This is a genomic window from Paenibacillus sp. B46(2026) (assembly GCF_056786355.1).
Window position 1 is genome coordinate 5,994,492 of the sequence record NZ_CM165907.1, and the last position, 17,564, is coordinate 6,012,055.

20 protein-coding genes are annotated in these 17,564 nt (G+C 47.6%); 1 reads left to right on the plus strand and 19 read right to left on the minus strand.

The genetic code is table 11. The annotated features are described in order from the left end of the window. Positions 1 to 21: 21 nt before the first annotated feature. The 15 genes from rplK to AC1S8V_RS26715 all read right to left on the minus strand — a co-directional run bounded on the left by rplK (position 22) and on the right by AC1S8V_RS26715 (position 10,809). Positions 22 to 447 (minus strand): 50S ribosomal protein L11, encoded by a 426-nt coding sequence (gene rplK, locus AC1S8V_RS26645; RefSeq protein WP_017692062.1) that lies wholly within the window; start codon positions 445 to 447, stop codon positions 22 to 24. A gap of 68 nt (positions 448 to 515) precedes the next feature. Then, positions 516 to 1,049: a transcription termination/antitermination protein NusG gene (gene nusG / locus AC1S8V_RS26650; RefSeq protein WP_017692061.1), complete on the minus strand. Its 534-nt coding sequence runs from the start codon at positions 1,047 to 1,049 to the stop codon at positions 516 to 518. 21 nt (positions 1,050 to 1,070) lie between these two features. Further along, the gene (secE, locus tag AC1S8V_RS26655; protein WP_017692060.1) at positions 1,071 to 1,262 is read right to left on the minus strand and encodes a preprotein translocase subunit SecE; all 192 of its coding nucleotides are present in this window, start codon (positions 1,260 to 1,262) and stop codon (positions 1,071 to 1,073) included. 17 nt (positions 1,263 to 1,279) lie between these two features. Beyond that, on the minus strand, positions 1,280 to 1,429 hold the full coding sequence (gene rpmG / locus AC1S8V_RS26660; RefSeq protein WP_072735843.1) for a 50S ribosomal protein L33: 150 nt from the start codon (positions 1,427 to 1,429) through the stop codon (positions 1,280 to 1,282). A 304-nt stretch (positions 1,430 to 1,733) separates the two neighbouring features. After that, positions 1,734 to 2,378, minus strand: a complete 645-nt coding sequence (gene sigH / locus AC1S8V_RS26665; RefSeq protein ID WP_017692059.1) for an RNA polymerase sporulation sigma factor SigH — start codon at positions 2,376 to 2,378, stop codon at positions 1,734 to 1,736. Positions 2,379 to 2,549: 171 nt separating this feature from the next. After that, positions 2,550 to 3,071 (minus strand): NYN domain-containing protein, encoded by a 522-nt coding sequence (locus AC1S8V_RS26670; protein WP_169483038.1) that lies wholly within the window; start codon positions 3,069 to 3,071, stop codon positions 2,550 to 2,552. Between the two features lie 5 nt (positions 3,072 to 3,076). Beyond that, positions 3,077 to 3,823, minus strand: a complete 747-nt coding sequence (gene rlmB / locus AC1S8V_RS26675) for a 23S rRNA (guanosine(2251)-2'-O)-methyltransferase RlmB (protein WP_017692057.1) — start codon at positions 3,821 to 3,823, stop codon at positions 3,077 to 3,079. Between the two features lie 43 nt (positions 3,824 to 3,866). Next, positions 3,867 to 4,346, minus strand: a complete 480-nt coding sequence (locus AC1S8V_RS26680) for a Mini-ribonuclease 3 (protein WP_482071386.1) — start codon at positions 4,344 to 4,346, stop codon at positions 3,867 to 3,869. Beyond that, positions 4,343 to 5,743 (minus strand): cysteine--tRNA ligase, encoded by a 1,401-nt coding sequence (gene cysS, locus AC1S8V_RS26685; RefSeq protein WP_482071387.1) that lies wholly within the window; start codon positions 5,741 to 5,743, stop codon positions 4,343 to 4,345. Before cysS ends, AC1S8V_RS26680 begins: the two co-directional genes overlap by 4 nt. Before the next feature lie 42 nt (positions 5,744 to 5,785). Continuing rightward, a complete protein-coding gene (gene cysE / locus AC1S8V_RS26690; protein ID WP_482071388.1) occupies positions 5,786 to 6,445 on the minus strand; it encodes a serine O-acetyltransferase in 660 nt (219 codons plus the stop codon). A 211-nt stretch (positions 6,446 to 6,656) separates the two neighbouring features. Next, entirely contained in the window at positions 6,657 to 6,794 is a 138-nt protein-coding gene (locus AC1S8V_RS26695; protein WP_482071389.1) for a hypothetical protein, read from the minus strand. A gap of 181 nt (positions 6,795 to 6,975) precedes the next feature. Continuing rightward, the gene (gene gltX, locus AC1S8V_RS26700) at positions 6,976 to 8,439 is read right to left on the minus strand and encodes a glutamate--tRNA ligase (RefSeq protein WP_482071390.1); all 1,464 of its coding nucleotides are present in this window, start codon (positions 8,437 to 8,439) and stop codon (positions 6,976 to 6,978) included. A gap of 33 nt (positions 8,440 to 8,472) precedes the next feature. Further along, positions 8,473 to 8,949 (minus strand): 2-C-methyl-D-erythritol 2,4-cyclodiphosphate synthase, encoded by a 477-nt coding sequence (gene ispF / locus AC1S8V_RS26705; protein WP_017692052.1) that lies wholly within the window; start codon positions 8,947 to 8,949, stop codon positions 8,473 to 8,475. Beyond that, entirely contained in the window at positions 8,946 to 9,641 is a 696-nt protein-coding gene (gene ispD / locus AC1S8V_RS26710) for a 2-C-methyl-D-erythritol 4-phosphate cytidylyltransferase (protein WP_482071391.1), read from the minus strand. Before ispD ends, ispF begins: the two co-directional genes overlap by 4 nt. 82 nt (positions 9,642 to 9,723) lie before the next feature. Next, positions 9,724 to 10,809, minus strand: coding sequence for a PIN/TRAM domain-containing protein (locus tag AC1S8V_RS26715; protein ID WP_482071392.1), 1,086 nt, complete (start codon positions 10,807 to 10,809; stop codon positions 9,724 to 9,726). 173 nt (positions 10,810 to 10,982) lie between these two features. Here AC1S8V_RS26715 and AC1S8V_RS26720 point away from each other — a divergent pair, with 173 nt between their 5' ends. Next, a complete protein-coding gene (locus AC1S8V_RS26720; RefSeq protein WP_017692049.1) occupies positions 10,983 to 11,378 on the plus strand; it encodes a nucleoside triphosphate pyrophosphohydrolase family protein in 396 nt (131 codons plus the stop codon). A gap of 122 nt (positions 11,379 to 11,500) precedes the next feature. Here AC1S8V_RS26720 and pssA read toward each other — a convergent pair whose 3' ends face one another. From pssA to AC1S8V_RS26740, 4 genes are all read right to left on the minus strand, one after another. After that, positions 11,501 to 12,232, minus strand: coding sequence for a CDP-diacylglycerol--serine O-phosphatidyltransferase (gene pssA / locus AC1S8V_RS26725; protein ID WP_145326580.1), 732 nt, complete (start codon positions 12,230 to 12,232; stop codon positions 11,501 to 11,503). A gap of 44 nt (positions 12,233 to 12,276) precedes the next feature. Further along, entirely contained in the window at positions 12,277 to 13,353 is a 1,077-nt protein-coding gene (gene disA, locus AC1S8V_RS26730; RefSeq protein ID WP_062836168.1) for a DNA integrity scanning diadenylate cyclase DisA, read from the minus strand. A gap of 13 nt (positions 13,354 to 13,366) precedes the next feature. Then, a complete protein-coding gene (gene radA / locus AC1S8V_RS26735; protein ID WP_036671578.1) occupies positions 13,367 to 14,734 on the minus strand; it encodes a DNA repair protein RadA in 1,368 nt (455 codons plus the stop codon). A gap of 260 nt (positions 14,735 to 14,994) precedes the next feature. Next, positions 14,995 to 17,457, minus strand: coding sequence for an ATP-dependent Clp protease ATP-binding subunit (locus AC1S8V_RS26740; protein WP_215077835.1), 2,463 nt, complete (start codon positions 17,455 to 17,457; stop codon positions 14,995 to 14,997). Positions 17,458 to 17,564: the final 107 nt, after the last annotated feature.

Sequence of the window (17,564 nt, forward strand, 5' to 3'; positions counted from 1 at the left end):
AAGCCATGTTTCTTATGAAAATTAGTCTTCGATGGTGATACCCATGCTGCGGGCAGTACCTTCGACCATACGCATAGCGGACTCAACGTCTGCTGCATTCAGGTCAGGCATTTTTGTTTCTGCGATTTGACGAACCGCATCACGTTTAACAGTAGCAACTTTTTTCTTGTTCGGTTCGCCGGATCCTTTTTCAACTTTAGCTGCCACTTTCAACAGAACTGCTGCTGGTGGAGTTTTAGTGATGAAAGTAAAGGAACGGTCCTCGAATACAGAAATTTCAACTGGAATAATCAATCCCGCTTGATCAGCTGTACGAGCGTTGAATTCTTTACAGAATGCCATGATGTTGACACCTGCTTGACCCAAAGCTGGACCTACTGGTGGCGCTGGATTTGCTTTACCTGCTGGAATCTGCAGTTTTACCATTTTGATTACCTTTTTTGCCATGATTGACACCTCCTTGCAAAATAGTGGTTAACGGGCCTTCCAGCCCTCCCACAAGAAACTTGAAGAAACTATATCTTCTCCACTTGCGTATATTCCAACTCAAGCGGTGTTTCCCGTCCAAACATGTTCACGTGCACTTTCAACTTGCTTTTGTCTACCAAAATTTCTTCCACGGAGCCTACGAAATTCGCAAAAGGACCGACTTTAATACGTACGGATTCCTTAAGATCGAACTCAATTTTCGGCTTAGGTTCAACCATTCCCATGTGCTTCAGAATTTGTTCCACTTCTTCAGGCAACAATGCAGTTGGTTTGGACCCAGAACCTGTCGAACCGACAAATCCTGTAACACCCGGTGTGTTGCGTACAACATACCAAGAATCATCCGTCTGTACCATTTCCACCAAGACATAACCGGGGTAAACTTTACGCATAACGGTTTTTTTCTTACCGTCCTTGTTTACCACTTCTTCTTCCATAGGAACAAGAACGCGGAATATCTTGTCTTCCATGCCCATAGACTCTACGCGTTTTTCTAAATTGGCTTTGACCTTGTTCTCATACCCTGAATAGGTATGAACGACGTACCATCTTTTCTCCATATCAAGCCACCGGAACCCTTCTTAAATAATCGCTTCGATCACAAAGGAGATGCCAATGTCAATGACCCAAAAAAACAGCGTCATAACCACAACAGTACCAAGTACGATCAATGTGTAGTTGGTCAGCTCTTTACGATTAGGCCAGCGAACTTTTTTAAGTTCAGCCCAGCTTTCTGAGAAAAAGGAAATCAGAGATTTGAAACTTCGTTTCACGCCGACACCTCCAAAAACTATCTGGTTTCGCGATGAGAAGTCTGCTCGTTACAAAACTTGCAAAATTTCTTCATCTCCATGCGGTCGGGGTGATTACGCTTGTTTTTTGTCGTAGTGTAATTTCTTTGTTTGCAGTTAGTACAAGCCAAAGTAATAATTACCCGCATGATGTACACCTCCCGAAGACTTCCACATTCAAGCAGAGTCTCTAAATTGATCCTGAAAAAAAGCCATAAATTTAGGCCTACCTAAAACACTTTATCACAAGGGTATAACCATGTCAATGAAAGAATAGCCTTTCATTCATTGGGTATTACTTCCGTACAACGTACATTCGTTTCGCATCTCTGTTTTTCTCTTCTCCTGCATGGACCGAGCGATTACTAGTATAAACATTCTTTGATTTTATAAACTTGAGACACTAAAAAAAGACTCAAACACCGAGCCTTTTCCGTCAACGACAACATGTGTTTAATTATCTCGAACTTCCAGGTACTTTTCAAGTTTGCGCTTGACGCGTTGAAGTGCATTATCAATGGACTTCACATGTCTGTCCAAATCAACTGCAATCTCTTGATAAGATCTCCCGTCCAGATACAACATCAATACTTTACGTTCCAGATCACTCAGAATCTCGGACATTTTATCTTCCAGGCCCACAAACTCTTCCTGATTGATGATAAGTTCTTCCGGATCACTGACCTGGGTTCCACAAATCACATCGAGTAACGTACGATCAGACTCTTCGTCATAAATAGGCTTGTCCAGAGATACATAAGAATTAAGCGGAATATGCTTCTGACGTGTTGCTGTCTTAATCGCCGTGATGATCTGTCTTGTAATACACAGTTCGGCAAAAGCCTTGAACGAAGCCAGCTTGTCCCCTTTGAAATCTCGAATGGATTTGTAGAGGCCAATCATTCCTTCTTGAATAATATCTTCCCGGTCTGCCCCAATCAGAAAATAAGATCTTGCCTTGGCGCGTACAAAGTTACGATATTTGTTAATTAGAAACTCTAACGCTTCGCTTTCGCCTTCACGGAAAGCTTCGACAATGTCTTCGTCACTTTGGTAATCATACTTGGATAACATGATATCTTTGAGGTCGACACTCACAGACAATCCCTCCGGCTGCAACGCAAGGTACCCCGTTACTCTACTCTATGAAATATAGGATCAGTATATATGATGGTACCTCACACCGTCAACCACGCTCTGCCTAAAAAAGAACATCAATAACATAAATGTCAAGAGTTTCAATATTCTAAATTTTGTAAAAACGTGCTGTTATTCCCGGCGCCATCGCTCAAACTCTTTTAATACATCCGGACTCAACTTGCCCCCGAGTGTGTTACGCGTGGTCTTCGCCTGATCTTCTTCCAGTCGTTTCTTTAACTCTTTTTCGTTCTGCTCTACTTCAATCAGCAACTCCCTTGCAGATATGCGCAGCGCCCCCTGTCCGAATATGACATGTTGCTCTACCATATCGCTCGTAGCCACATAGATTTGGCGTCTTCGCATGCTTAGTTCCCGAACGAGTCTCTCAATGCATTCGTCTGCCGTCTCTTTTTCCTTTGTAAAATAGATCTGCACTTTGCTCTGTGTAAAGGATTTACCGAGTCCAGGCACGAGGTAGGCGTCAAACACAACAATGACTCGCCGGCCGGAGAAAGCCTGATAGTCAGCGAGCCGAAAGAGAAGCCTGTTCCGCGCCTCTTCGAGCCCACTTTCCGCCAGTCTGGTTAGCTCCGGCCAGTCGCCAATCATGTTGTACCCGTCTACAAGAAGCACATCACGGGAATCAGCCATACCTTCTATTCCTGCGCTTGACGCGAGCGGAGCACTTCATACATGACAACCCCCGCTGCCACGGAAGCATTCAGGGAATTAATCTGACCTTGCATCGGTAATTTGATCAGCACATCGCATTTCTCACGAATGAGTCGTCCCATTCCCTTGTTTTCATTGCCGATTACCAATGCCACAGGGCCGGTAAAGACTCCGTTACCAAAGACACCTTCATGAGCCGTGACATCTGTCCCTACAACCCATACACCTTCTTCTTTTAGGCGATCGATGGTCTGGCCAAGATTACTTACACGAGCCACTGGTACGTACTCCACAGCGCCTGCTGACGTTTTGGATACCGTCACTGTTACTGCTGCAGAGCGACGTTTGGGTACAATGACGCCATGCGCACCTGTGCAGTCTGCTGTCCGCAAAATGGACCCCAGATTATGAGGATCTTCAATCTCATCCAACAGGATCAGGAAAGGATGCTCATTCTTCGCTTTCGCTGCGGCAAGAATGTCTTCTACCTCCACATAAGCGTAAGGTGCCGCTTGTGCAACTACCCCCTGATGCTGAATGCCTGGTACCGTTTGATCCAGCTTACGCTTGTCCACGTGTTGAATGACAATACCCAGTTTTTTTGCTTCCGAGATAATAGGTTGAGTCAGATGTTTCTGTGCTGTATCGGCAATCCATATTTTATTAATGGTCCGGCCTGAACGCAGCGCCTCCGTCACGGAGTGTTTACCGGCAATCCATTCTTCTTCCATCGTTGTTCGATCCTCTCTGTAATGCGTTGTTTTGTTGAAATATCTATTTTTTTGTCGGCGATGGCGATTGTTGTTCCGCGTGCTCAATGCCAAGCCCGATCAGTTCAATCATGCGATCATGACGACCACTGCTGTAGAGGTAACCAATGAGACATTCAAAAGCCGTGGCATGTCTGTACTCCAAAACATCTGCATTTTTGGGTACACTACCCGACTTGGCATTCCGCCCTTGCCGGACGATATCTCGTTCTTCTTCTGTCAGTTCAGCCTCAATAGTTATAAGTATGCGGCTCTGTGCCTTCGCTGATACCAACCCGGTTGCACTACGGTGCAAATGATTGGGACGCATGTTGGCCTTCGACAACAGATATTGACGAACAGCTACCTCATATACCGCATCACCAATATAGGCCAGTGCAATAGGTGGAATCAACCTTGCAGGTCTGGAAGGAGGATACGGGAACCACCCTCCCTCTGTGACCTGCTCCTGTTGTTTTGGTGTATTTGGATGTCCTTCGCTCATTTGCGCCGCCATCTCATGCCCTGCGCCGTATCTTCAAGCAGAATGCCACGTGCAGACAATTCATCGCGAATTTCATCCGCTCTTGCCCAGTTTTTGGACTTGCGTGCTTCTACACGCTCTTCAATCAGACGTTCTACTTCCTCATCCAGAAGTTCTGGCTCTGCGTCAGTATAGATGCGCAGCACAGCATTCAATTCACTGAACAATTCGAGGAGCGCACGAATGTCTGCCGCATTGACAACTTCTTGCTGCATTAGTTGGTTGGCTTCCCCTGCCCACTCAAACATAGCAGTGATCGCATCAGGAGTATTGAAATCATCCTGCATCTTCTCGTGATACTGCTGACGAATTTGGTCGAGTCTTGCCGCAAACTCTGCTGTGATATCCTGATCTACGGTTACCGCATTCAGACGATGATTCAGGTTACCTACCGCATTCGCAATCCGGTCCACACTGTTCTGTGCCTGCTCCATCGTATCATCCGTGAAGTTCAATGGGTTGCGATAGTGGGTAGACAACATGAAATAACGAATCGCTTCGCGTTTATATTGATTCCGCAAGTCTTTAACAAGAACACCATTACCGAGTGATTTTGACATCTTCTCGTTATCAATCCGGATGAATCCATTATGCATCCAGTAGTTCGCAAGTGGTTTACCTGTTAATACCTCGGATTGGGCGCATTCGCACTCATGGTGCGGGAACTGCAAATCCTGTCCACCCCCGTGAATGTCCAGTGTATCCCCAAGGTACTCCCTAGCCATGGCGGAGCACTCAATATGCCAGCCTGGTCGACCATCGCCCCAAGGACTGGACCAATAGATCTCACCTGGTTTGGCAGCCTTCCAGAGCACGAAATCTTCGGGATGCTCTTTGCGCTCGTCCACACCCACACGGATTCCGAATTGCAGCTCCTGCAGGTTTTGCTTCGAAAGTTTGCCATATTCGCTGAATTTGCCTGTATGATAATAAACGTCACCGCCATTTTCATACGCAAATCCTTTTTCAACCAGCTCACGGATAAAATCAATGATCAGCGGCATGTTTTCCGTTACTCTCGGGTTGCTGCTTGCCTTGGGAATACCCAATCCCTCAAGGTCTTCATAATAGGCAGCAATAAACTTCTCCGCCACGTGAGGGACATCTGTCCCAAGTTGTTCTGCTTTGCGGATCAGTTTGTCATCCACATCGGTGAAGTTCACCACATAGTTCACTTCATGTCCTGTCTGTTCCAGGTATCCGCGAACCGTGTCGAAAAAGATAACGGGGCGTGCATTCCCGATATGAATGTAGTCATATACCGTGGGTCCGCACACATACATTTTTACTTTCCCTGGCTCTTGGGGAACAAAATCCTCTTTTGTACGACTCATCGTATTATAAATCTGAAGCGTCATGGTCACTTATCCTTTCATCCTATACTGCCTTTATTTATTGTATCACGTATCACGTACAGTCTCATTTTCGCGGGTATTCTGCAGTGTACGTACTTCTTTCTGCAATCGTTCGAGTTCTTGTTGCATGCTGCGCAAGGAGTCAACGACCGGATCGGGCAACTGTTGACTGAGGCGATCTACACGTCGACCGTCCTGTTTAACAATTCTGCCCGGTATTCCCACTACAGTACTGTTGGAAGGCACTTCCTTAAGCACAACGGAGTTGGCACCAATGTTACATTGATCCCCCACGCTAAATGAACCCAACACTTTGGCTCCGGATGAGATAACCACATTATTACCAATGGTCGGATGTCTCTTTCCTTTTTCTTTCCCTGTTCCGCCAAGGGTAACCCCCTGATAGATAACAACATCATCGCCAATCTCACATGTTTCTCCAATAACGACGCCCATTCCATGGTCAATAAACAACCGATTTCCGATCGTAGCTCCAGGGTGTATCTCGATCCCTGTCATAAAACGACTAACCTGCGAAATGAACCGGGCAAACGAGAACCATCTTCGCTTGTATAAAAAGTGAGCGATCCGGTGTGCCCATATCGCATGCAGCCCTGAGTAGGTAAATACCACTTCAAACCATCCCCGAGCTGCCGGATCGTTTTCGAACACCGCCTGGATATCTGATCTGATCTTCTTGAACATGCTCGTTCCCCTCTTGTTCAGGTTCCCGTCCTCCGGCTTACCGGACGGCGCGTTCCTTGGTAGTGTACTGCACACTCGCCTAAAACAAAAAACGCCCCTGCAGCATTTAGCTGCAGAGGCGTTTATCGCGGTCCCACTCTGCTCGGTTCATTCTCAAATAGAATGAGCCCTCAAGCGGTTTGGTAACGGAAACCAATCGTCGCAACCTATCCTAACGTTTTCCCATGTCATAATTGACAAAGGCAGGGCTGGATTCGGCTGTGCAGCTCACGGGCGCATTTCGACTGCTGGACAGTGGATGGCTCACAGCCACCGCAAACAAAGAAATCTCTCTTTGCTGCGGGACCATCCTCTCTGAATCTGTCCGGGTCAGTCTACTCCTCCCGATCTTTGCTGTTCTATTAGATAAATCATATCATTTAATCGTTGTGTTGTTATTATAGCGAAAAGGCCTGAGACTGACAATAACCTTCCCTCGTATCCATGGAAAATAAACCTCTGTTCAGATCCGAATAACCGGAACGTCTTGATTAAGCACCCTTTACTTGTGCAAGCAAACGTTCGATCACCGTATCACGGCCTAGCAGGACGATCGTTTGATTCAGATCCCGTCCATGCGTCTGTCCAGTCAAAGCAACACGGATTGGCATAAAGAGCTGTTTGCCCTTAAAGCCGGTCTCTTTCTGCACTTCCTTGATCAATGCAGCCATTTTGCTTGGCGTGAACTCTTCACAAGCCTGCACTTTATCCGCAAATGCCTTCAGCACCGTTGGCACTTGCTCCTCAGCAAGTACAGCTTCTCCTTCACTTTCCAGCTCCAAATTGGAACGGAAGAACACTTCTGACAATTCCACGATATCAGAGGCAGAATTCATCTGCTCCTGGTAGAGGTGTACCAAAGTATATGCCCATTCTTTTTGTTCAGCAGACAGCTCGGAAGGAATCCGTCCAGCCTTTTGCAGATGCGGAATGGCCATTTCGGCAATACGTTCCGGGTCAGCATGTTTGATATAGTGGTTGTTCAAGTGAGCCAGCTTGTGCGTGTCAAATACCGCTGGGCTCTTGGACAGACGTTTCGTATCAAAAATGGAGATCAGTTGCTCTTGTGAGAAGATCTCTTCTTCCCCTTCCGGCGACCAGCCGAGCAGGGAAATGAAGTTAAACATCGCTTCAGGCAAGTAGCCGAGTTGATCATACTGCTCAATAAACTGAATAACGGACTCATCCCGTTTACTCAGCTTCTTGTGGTTTTCATTCACGATCAGCGTCATATGACCGAATTGCGGTGGCTCCCAGCCGAGCGCTTCATAGATCATCAGTTGACGCGGCGTGTTCGAGATGTGATCTTCCCCACGCAGAACGTGGGAGATCTTCATCAAATGATCATCCACAGCAACGGCATAGTTGTATGTGGGAATGCCGTCCTTTTTCACAATGACGAAGTCACCGGATTCCTTGCTGTTGAACGAGATTGTGCCTTTAACCATATCATCAAATGTATATGTGCGCTCTTCCGGCACACGGAAACGAATACTCGCTACGCGGCCTTCCGCTTCAAACGCACTGATTTGCTCTGGAGTCAGGTCACGGTGTTTGCCAGAATAACGCGGTGTTTCTCCACGTGCTGACTGTTCCTCGCGCTCTTGCTCCAATTCTTCTTCCGTGCAGAAGCAACGGTAAGCCAGACCTTTATCCAGCAACTCCTGCGTATATTTACGATAGAGGTCCAGGCGTTCCGTTTGACGGTATGGTCCGTATTCTCCGCCCACGTCAATACTTTCGTCCCACTCAATTCCGAGCCATTTCAGGTATTTCAGTTGGCTTTCTTCACCACCGGCAATATTCCGTTTCACGTCCGTATCTTCAATACGAATAATGAATTTACCGTTATTATGTTTGGCATATAAATAGTTAAACAACGCCGTACGGGCATTCCCGATATGCAGGTGTCCCGTTGGGCTCGGCGCGTAACGCACACGAATATCCGTGCTCATATGATCCCCTCCGTCACTAATTGATTGATGATATCATACACGTACAAGGCAAACAACGGATTGAGCGGCAATGCCCTCTCCCCGTCCCGGGAATCCCAGTTGCTCTGTCGTTGTTGCTTTCACGTTCACCTGTGTTACATCCGCTTCCAGTGCCTTGGCAATAACCTCAGCCATCTGTGGGATGTAAGGAGCCATCTTTGGCTTCTGGGCAATAATCGTTGAATCGATATTCCCTAGCTTATACCCGCGATCTTTCACAAGCTGCCATACATGCTCCAGCAATTTCAGGCTGTCGGCATCTTTGAATTCCGGATCGGTATCCGGGAAGTGCTTGCCAATATCCCCAAGTGCCAGCGCACCCAAAATGGCATCACTGATCGCGTGCAACAGCACGTCTGCGTCCGAGTGACCCAGCAGTCCTTTTTCATAAGGAATCGTTACTCCGCCAATAATACACGGGCGTCCCTCTACCAGCTGATGTACATCAAATCCTTGTCCTACACGTATCATCGCTTCTTCTCTCCCCCCAGCAAAAACGCAGCATATTGCAAATCTTCCGGCGTTGTTAATTTGATATTGGTATAATTGCCTTCCACAACCTTGACCGACATTCCCTGACGTTCAGCCAGCATGGCATCATCTGTCCCCAGAAATCCGTCCTGCTCGGCTGATTCGTAGGCGGAGAGCAGGGAAGAAAGACGAAAAGCCTGCGGGGTTTGAATGCTCCACAGACTGCTGCGGTCTGGCGTCGCCGTAACGACCCCTTCCGCATTCACTTGTTTGATCGTATCCTTCACGGGAACCGCTAGCACAGCTGCTCCACCACCGGATAAGGCGGCCGCCATGCATCCCTTGATCTGCTCATGGTTCACAAAAGGACGTACCCCGTCGTGAACGAGAACCCAATCCGTCCCAAGTGCCTCAAGGCCTTTATGGACAGAATGTTGTCTCTCTTTCCCTCCGGGGATAACACGGACACGTGAATCCAGTTGGTATTCTTTTACCCAATCCTGGCAGCGTTCAACATCTGCGGCTCCGGTGACCAGCACCATCTCGCGGATCTCGTCCAGCGCAGCAAATACCTCAAGCGTATGTATGAAAACGGGCTTGTCCTGCAGCAACAGAAACTGTTTGCTCTCGGTCGTCCCCATCCGGGTTCCGCGACCTGCTGCCACAATGACAACGCCCCACCCTTTATCCATGCCGCAATCCCTGCCTTGTCTGTCAGTTTATCGTCCAAAGATATACAATATCATTCAACGATACACTACCCATCATACCGCTTTATTGGGCTTTTTCCAACAGTTTCGGCTTGGCAAAAATCATTCGTCCCGCTGAAGTCTGCAACACACTGGTCACCAGCACTTCCATCATCATGCCGATATACTCGCGTCCGCCCTCCACAACGATCATTGTGCCATCATCCAGATAGGCTACACCTTGACCATGCTCCTTGCCATCCTTGATGATCTGCACCATGATCTCCTCACCTGGCAGAACAACTGGCTTAACCGCATTGGCGAGATCATTAATGTTCAACACAGATACACCCTGGAGTTCGCACACTTTGTTCAGGTTAAAGTCATTGGTGACCACTTTGCCCTGAAGCACTTTAGCCAGTTTAACCAGTTTGCTGTCCACCTCGGAGATTTCCTCGAAATCCCCCTCGTAAATCAGGACTTTTACATCCAGCTCTTTCTGGATTTTGTTCAAAATGTCCAGTCCACGCCGTCCTCTGTTCCGCTTGAGCAGATCCGATGAATCCGCAATATGCTGCAGTTCCTCCAGAACGAATTCCGGAATTACGATCGTACCTTCAATGAATCCGGTTTTGCATATATCGGCAATACGACCATCGATAATGACGCTGGTATCCAGAATTTTATGCTCTTCTATCCGTCTATCCTCGTCTACCTCCGGATGACCCCATCGCCCAGACATCCAGAAGGCCCCCAGATCGTCTTTCTTCGCCATGGCAAGGGTGTAGCCGGAATAGGCACTAATCACCGTCAGCGCCACTTGCAGTACATCTCCTGCCGTCCCCATCCATCCCACAACAGGGTAGAGCAACAAGGCCACCAGCAATCCTGCCACAGTACCTGTAGCACCTGCAGCCAGTTCGTTCATAGGTACTTTTGCCAATGAATCAATTCCACTATGCAGCCTGTCTGCCATCAACGTACCACCAATGTTACATACAGCCATAAACATTACAGCTCCCAGCAGCGTCGATATACCAGCTCCCAGTAATCCTGCTGACTGAATCCACTCAGCCATCCATGGGACCGATTTTCCTGCCAGATGATATGCCGTGTAGCCGAACCATGCACCGCACAATCCTGTAAAAGTTAAAATGCCTTTTTTCCACATTAGTCCCTGCACCTCCTTCAATGTATCTTGATCTTTATATCCAGTATGATCCAATTCCTGAATTGCTAATCCCATCCGAAAGAACTTTTTGGAAATGTTGCAATCGTCAGTTGAAAGTAGGTAAATTATTGGCATATAATGAATTCAATTCATATCCCGAGGTGAGTGGCAAAATGAGTACGCTAAGTTTACAGGCTTTCCAGGATCAAGTTTCTGAACTGTTGCTGCGTCATCGCAGTCTGATTGATGTACTGTCCAAAACAGGACAAGCCGGAGCGTCTGTTAACCGTGCGGTGTCCAAGGCCATTACCGAATGCGGCTGCATCGAGCTGCACGCCACCAAGCAGAAATATGCCCCGGAGAGCGATATCGCTCAAACGAAAGGCCTGCTAGAAACGCATGTGGAAGGTGAATTGTGTGAGAACTGCAGAGAGGTAATCAGCTCTGAACTGGGGCGAAACCTGTTCTACATGTCGGCTCTCTGCAATCTGCTGGACATCAACATGGAAGAGGTCGTGAATCACGAATCACAGAAGTGTTCGACGTTAGGGATGTTTAATCTGTCGTAAGAAGATATGTATGTCGTTCGTAAGGGTTTCTTTTACGTAAATAGATCTGAATAAGCAAAAAGCACGCATTCTCCTGTTCGGGAGAGTACGTGCTTTCTTTGTATAATGTCTGTGCTCCATACTTAACGATCGGAAGGACGGGAAGATTTCTCATCCTTGCGCTTTTTCGCTCGACTACGCGAGGCCGCTGTTCGCACATTGTGCTTCATGCCATACAAAGCGTATAACACCAGCGGAATAAAGATCAATTTGGATAACTGCTCCGGGAAAATAACAGCTACGGCTATCGCAAATAACACAACCCATGGTGCAATCCAGATTGCCTTGCGTGGCAAACCCACCTTTTTGAAATTGGGATATTTAAGCGAACTCACCATCAGGTAAGATAACAGCAACGTAGCAATCATCATGCTGACCGGACCGATATCCTTATTGAACAAGGACAGTGTGGCCAGCACCCCGCCGGCTGCCGGAATCGGCAGACCTGTGAAGTAGCCGGGAATTCCCGGACGAACGTTAAACCGTGCAAGACGAATAGCTCCACAGATCGGAAAAGCAGCTGTTGCGACCCAGGCGAGGATCGGCATTGAATCTTGAAACGACACCATAAATATGATCAGTGCTGGTGCTGCACCAAAGGAAACCATGTCAGACAAGGAATCCAGTTCCTTGCCGAATTCACTTTGGGCATTGAGCGCACGTGCCACTCGGCCATCCAAACCATCCAGCAGCATCGCTACAATGACCATAATGGCAGCCAAACTGTAGTTTCCATCAATCGCAAGCAAAATTGCCATCATTCCAAGAAACAGATTACCCAGGGTAAAGAGATTCGGAATGAATCTGGTTAGCATCGTTGTTTCACCTCATCCATTTCAAGCCTTTATATAGGCAAACCTTACATCTGTCTATCGATAAACATCTGCTCCTGCAAACGTTTAAGGCCTTCCTTAATGGTCCGGGCACGAACTTCACCGATACCGTCCACTTCGTCCAGTTCTTCTATTGTAGCCATAATCACATGAGGCAATTGCTCGAATTGATCCACCAGGTTATGGATAATGACATTGGGCAGGCGGGGGATCTTATTTAATACCCTGAATCCGCGAGGTGCAACCGAATCCTCAGAAGTAGCCGCTGAAGAAGGATAGCCGAGCAGACGGACAATATGATGTGCATCCAGCAATTCATCGTCTGACAATCTTTTCAGTCCCACGATAATTTCACGGATTTTGTCATCACTGTCGTCACGGGCATAGTCTTTATACAGCAACCAAGCCTCTTCTTCCGTTGTACCCACAAGTTCTTCCATTTGCATGGAGATGAGTCGTCCCTCATTCCCCAACTCATGAATGTATCGTTTGATTTCGGTTTTGATCCGCATCACCATTTCGGTACGCTGAATCACATTGACCACTTCAGGAATCGTTACCAATTCCTCAAATTCCGAAGCACTCAGATTCGTAAGGGACTGTGTTAATACCGCTTTGTATTTCTCCAGGGTTTGAATCGCTTGATTCGCTTTGGTCAAAATAACCCCGATTTCCTTGAGGGAATACCGAAGTGTTCCCTGATACAAGGTAATGATATTCCGGCGCTGTGATATGGATACGACCAATTTACCCGTTTGCTTCGCTACACGCTCTGCCGTCCGGTGACGAATCCCCGTCTCTGACGAAGAGATCGAGGAGTCCGGGATTAACTGGGTATTGGCGTAAAGAATACGCTTCAAATCCTCGCTAAGAATAATCGCACCATCCATCTTGGCGAGTTCGTACAGATAGTTCGGGGAGAAATCACAGTTAATCGAGAATCCCCCATCCACCACTTCCATTACTTCAGGGCTGTATCCTACAACAAGCAGTGCGCCCGTTTTGGCGCGCAGCACATTTTCCAGACCTTCGCGGAAAGGTGTACCTGGTGCGATCAGCCTTAATAATTCGTTCATATTATCCAGTTGGCTCGAATCTTTCATCTTGTTATGCCCCCTAATCTAAAGCAACCGCTAGTGCATCTGCCACGGTATTCACACCGATCAGTTGTATCCCGCGAGGATGTTTCCAGCCCTTTAAGCTTTTTTCCGGTAAAATGACTCGCTTGAAGCCCAGCTTTGCGGCTTCCTTCACTCGTTGTTCTGCCCGTGATACGGCTCGAACCTCACCTGTCAGACCGATCTCGCCAAAGATGACGTCGTCCGGCTTGGTCGGTACATCTCTTAAACTGGATGCAATGCTGACAGCAACCGCCAAATCTACAGCGGGTTCATCCAGCCTTACTCCACCAGCCACGTTCAGATACGCATCCTGGGTCTGTAAAAACATGCCCATCCGTTTTTCCAGCACTGCAATGATCAGATTTAATCGATGCAGATCTACCCCTGTTGCCATACGGCGGGGAGAAGGGAAATGGGTGGTTGAGATTAATGCCTGCAATTCCACGAGCAGAGGACGTGTACCCTCCATACTGGCGACTACTGTTGAGCCTGCTACACCTAGTGGACGTTCCGACAAAAAGAGTTCGGACGGATTACCCACCTCACGAAGTCCATCCTCGCCCATTTCGAAAATACCAATCTCATTGGTGGAACCAAAACGGTTCTTCACCGCACGCAGCAGGCGATACGTATGATGCCGTTCTCCTTCAAAATAAAGCACGCAATCCACCATATGTTCTAACATACGTGGACCGGCAATGGCACCTTCTTTGGTAACATGCCCCACAAGAACCGTTGCAATGCCTCTGCCTTTGGCAATCCGCATGAACCTTGACGTACATTCCCTTACCTGTGCTACACTACCTGGTGCACTGGTAACTTCGGGAAGATATACCGTCTGGATGGAGTCGATGACAAGAAAATGCGGCTGGATCTGATCCACCGCTTCCTCTACACGTTCCATATTGGTTTCACACAGTACATACAACTCGGCAGATAGTGCCCCGAGACGGTCCGCCCGCAATTTGGTTTGTTTGACTGATTCCTCACCGGAAACATATAACACACGCAAACCCGAATGCGTTAAAGCATGGGACGTCTGCAACATCAACGTTGATTTACCGATACCCGGATCTCCACCCACCAGAACGAGTGAACCTGGAACGATTCCGCCACCCAATACCCGGTTCAACTCTCCGATTCCAGTCTGTACACGCGGTTCCTGACCGCTATCTATATCTATGATAGGAAGCGGTTTATCTTTACTGTCAAACAGGGGAGAATTTCTCCCTTGTGTTTTGACCACCGTCTCTGTTTCTTCCACCATTGAATTCCATGACTGACAACCCGGACACTTACCGTACCACTTGGGGGCTTCATAGCCGCATTCCGTACATTGAAACTTGGTTTTAACTTTGGCCACTTCAGCACTCCTATAATTTAGTTTTATAACAGCATTTTGCATTATTCGACGAATTTTACCCAAACTCCCTGACGTGCAGGGTTACTAAAAGTTTACCATTGTTTGAGATTTTTCGTAAAGGATTATCGCAAAGTTTACACATGTTCCTGACATAATCATGTCCGACTTCTGTCCAAAGTGCAAAAAATCCTCCCCGGCCGAAGCCGAGAAGGATTAGGGATCAATACAAGCTGAAGTTTAACTCCAAAGCTTGCTGTATATTATTTGGTTTCGATTTCCTCGTTCGAAGGAACAACCACGTCTTTTTTCGTTACAGACAGTGCACCATTCTCTTCGTCAATGAGTAATGAATCCCCTTTGATTACGTTACCTGTAAGCAACTCTTCAGACAATTTGTCCTCGATATGCTTCTGGATCGCCCGACGAAGCGGACGCGCACCGTAAGCTGGATCGAAGCCGGCTTTGGCAAGGAAATCCTTGGCATTGTCGGTGAGTTCGAAATCAACCTCGTATTCACGTAGTCGTTTGCGAAGTTCCTCACTCATGAGGGTAACAATCTCTGCAATGTGTTTCTGTTCCAGAGAGTGGAAGACGATAATTTCATCAATCCGGTTAAGGAACTCTGGACGGAAGCTTTTCTTCAGCTCATCCATGACTTTACCCTTCATGTTATCGTAATCCGCACCTGCATCCACAACCGCTGTGAAGCCAAGTGTAGAGTTACGTTTGATCGCTTCGGCACCCACGTTGGATGTCAGGATAATCAGCGTATTCCGGAAGTCAACCACGCGACCTTTGGAATCCGTGAGACGACCATCTTCAAGCACCTGGAGCAAGATATTGAATACTTCCGGATGTGCTTTCTCGATCTCATCGAGCAGGACTACGGAATATGGTTTGCGACGAACTTTCTCTGTCAGCTGACCACCTTCTTCGTATCCAACATATCCCGGAGGCGCTCCGACGAGTCGGGAAGTCGAATGCTTCTCGCCATACTCGGACATATCAATCCGGATTACTGCATTTTCATCGCCAAACATCGCTTCAGCCAGAGCACGAGCCAACTCCGTTTTACCTACCCCTGTAGGACCGAGGAAAATGAATGAACCCATCGGACGTTTTGGATCTTTCAATCCAGCACGAGCACGACGAACCGCACGGCTGACAGACTTCACGGCCTCATCCTGGCCAATGACACGTTCATGCAGAATCGATTCCAGATTCATCAGACGTTGTGTCTCTTCTTCTTTCAGCTTGTTCACCGGAATTCCTGTCCAGTTAGCTACCACTTGTGCGATATCCTCAGGTGTTACTTCGGAATCCGTGCGACCTTGTTTTTCTTTCCACTGGTTCTTCGTTACATCCAGCTCTTCACGGATTTTTTGTTCCGTATCACGCAGAGCAGCTGCTTTTTCGAACTCCTGACTTTGAACAGCAGCGTCTTTTTCCTTACGGATATCTTCCAGACGGCTCTCCAGTTGTTTCAGGTTTGGTGGGATCGTGTAAGAGTTCAATCTTACTTTGGAGCCCGCTTCATCAATCAGGTCAATCGCTTTGTCTGGCAAGAACCGGTCTGTAATGTAACGATCAGACAGTTTAACCGCCTGCACAATCGCTTCATCCGTAATTTTCACACGGTGATGCGCCTCATAACGGTCACGCAAGCCGTGCAAGATTTGAATCGCTTCTTCCGGAGAAGGCTGATCTACAGTAATCGGTTGGAAACGACGCTCAAGCGCTGCATCCTTCTCGATGTATTTGCGATATTCATCCAGTGTTGTCGCACCGATACATTGCAATTCTCCACGGGCCAGAGCCGGTTTCAAAATGTTAGAAGCATCGATGGCACCTTCAGCTCCGCCTGCGCCAATCAAGGTATGCAATTCGTCGATAAACAGGACAATGTTACCTGCTTGGCGAATCTCATCCATGATTTTTTTCAGACGATCTTCGAACTCACCACGATATTTGGTTCCAGCGACTACTGAACCCATATCCAGGGTCATTACACGTTTGTCGCGCAATGTTTCCGGAATCTCATTCGCAATGATTTTTTGTGCAAGGCCTTCAGCAATCGCTGTTTTACCTACACCTGGCTCACCGATCAATACCGGGTTGTTCTTGGTACGACGGCTGAGCACCTGGATGACACGCTCAATTTCTTTGCTACGTCCAATGACCGGATCCAGGTTGTTCTCTCTGGCATAAGCCGTGAGGTCACGTGCCAGACTGTCCAGCGTTGGTGTGCTTACATTGGCAGGTGTTCCATTATGACTGGATACAGCTTCACTGCTGCCAAGCAATTGCAGCACTTGTTGACGTGCTTTGTTCAGGCTGATACCCAGGTTATTGAGCACACGTGCTGCAACACCCTCGCCTTCACGAATTAATCCGAGCAGGATATGCTCTGTGCCTACATAGGTGTGGCCCAATTTACGAGCTTCATCCATCGACAGTTCAATTACTTTTTTCGCACGTGGCGTATATGCAATGTTGGTAGGTTGCTCTTGGCCACGGCCAATCAGCGTTTCTACTTCATCCTGAATTTTTTCTAATCCGAGTCCCAGGCCGATCAGTGCTTTGGCTGCGATGCCTTCGCCTTCACGAATGAGGCCGAGCAAAATATGCTCAGTACCGATGTTATTATGACCGAGACGGACAGCTTCTTCCTGCGCGAGTGCGAGCACCTTTTGGGCCCGTTCCGTAAATCTTCCAAACATCATATCTCCTGCACCTCCATGGTTTTGGATAAAACGAGGGGATTCAAACAATACCCGTCGTATTCTTCATATCATTTTTGTTTGCAGCCTTGCTGCGAATAAAGTCATTC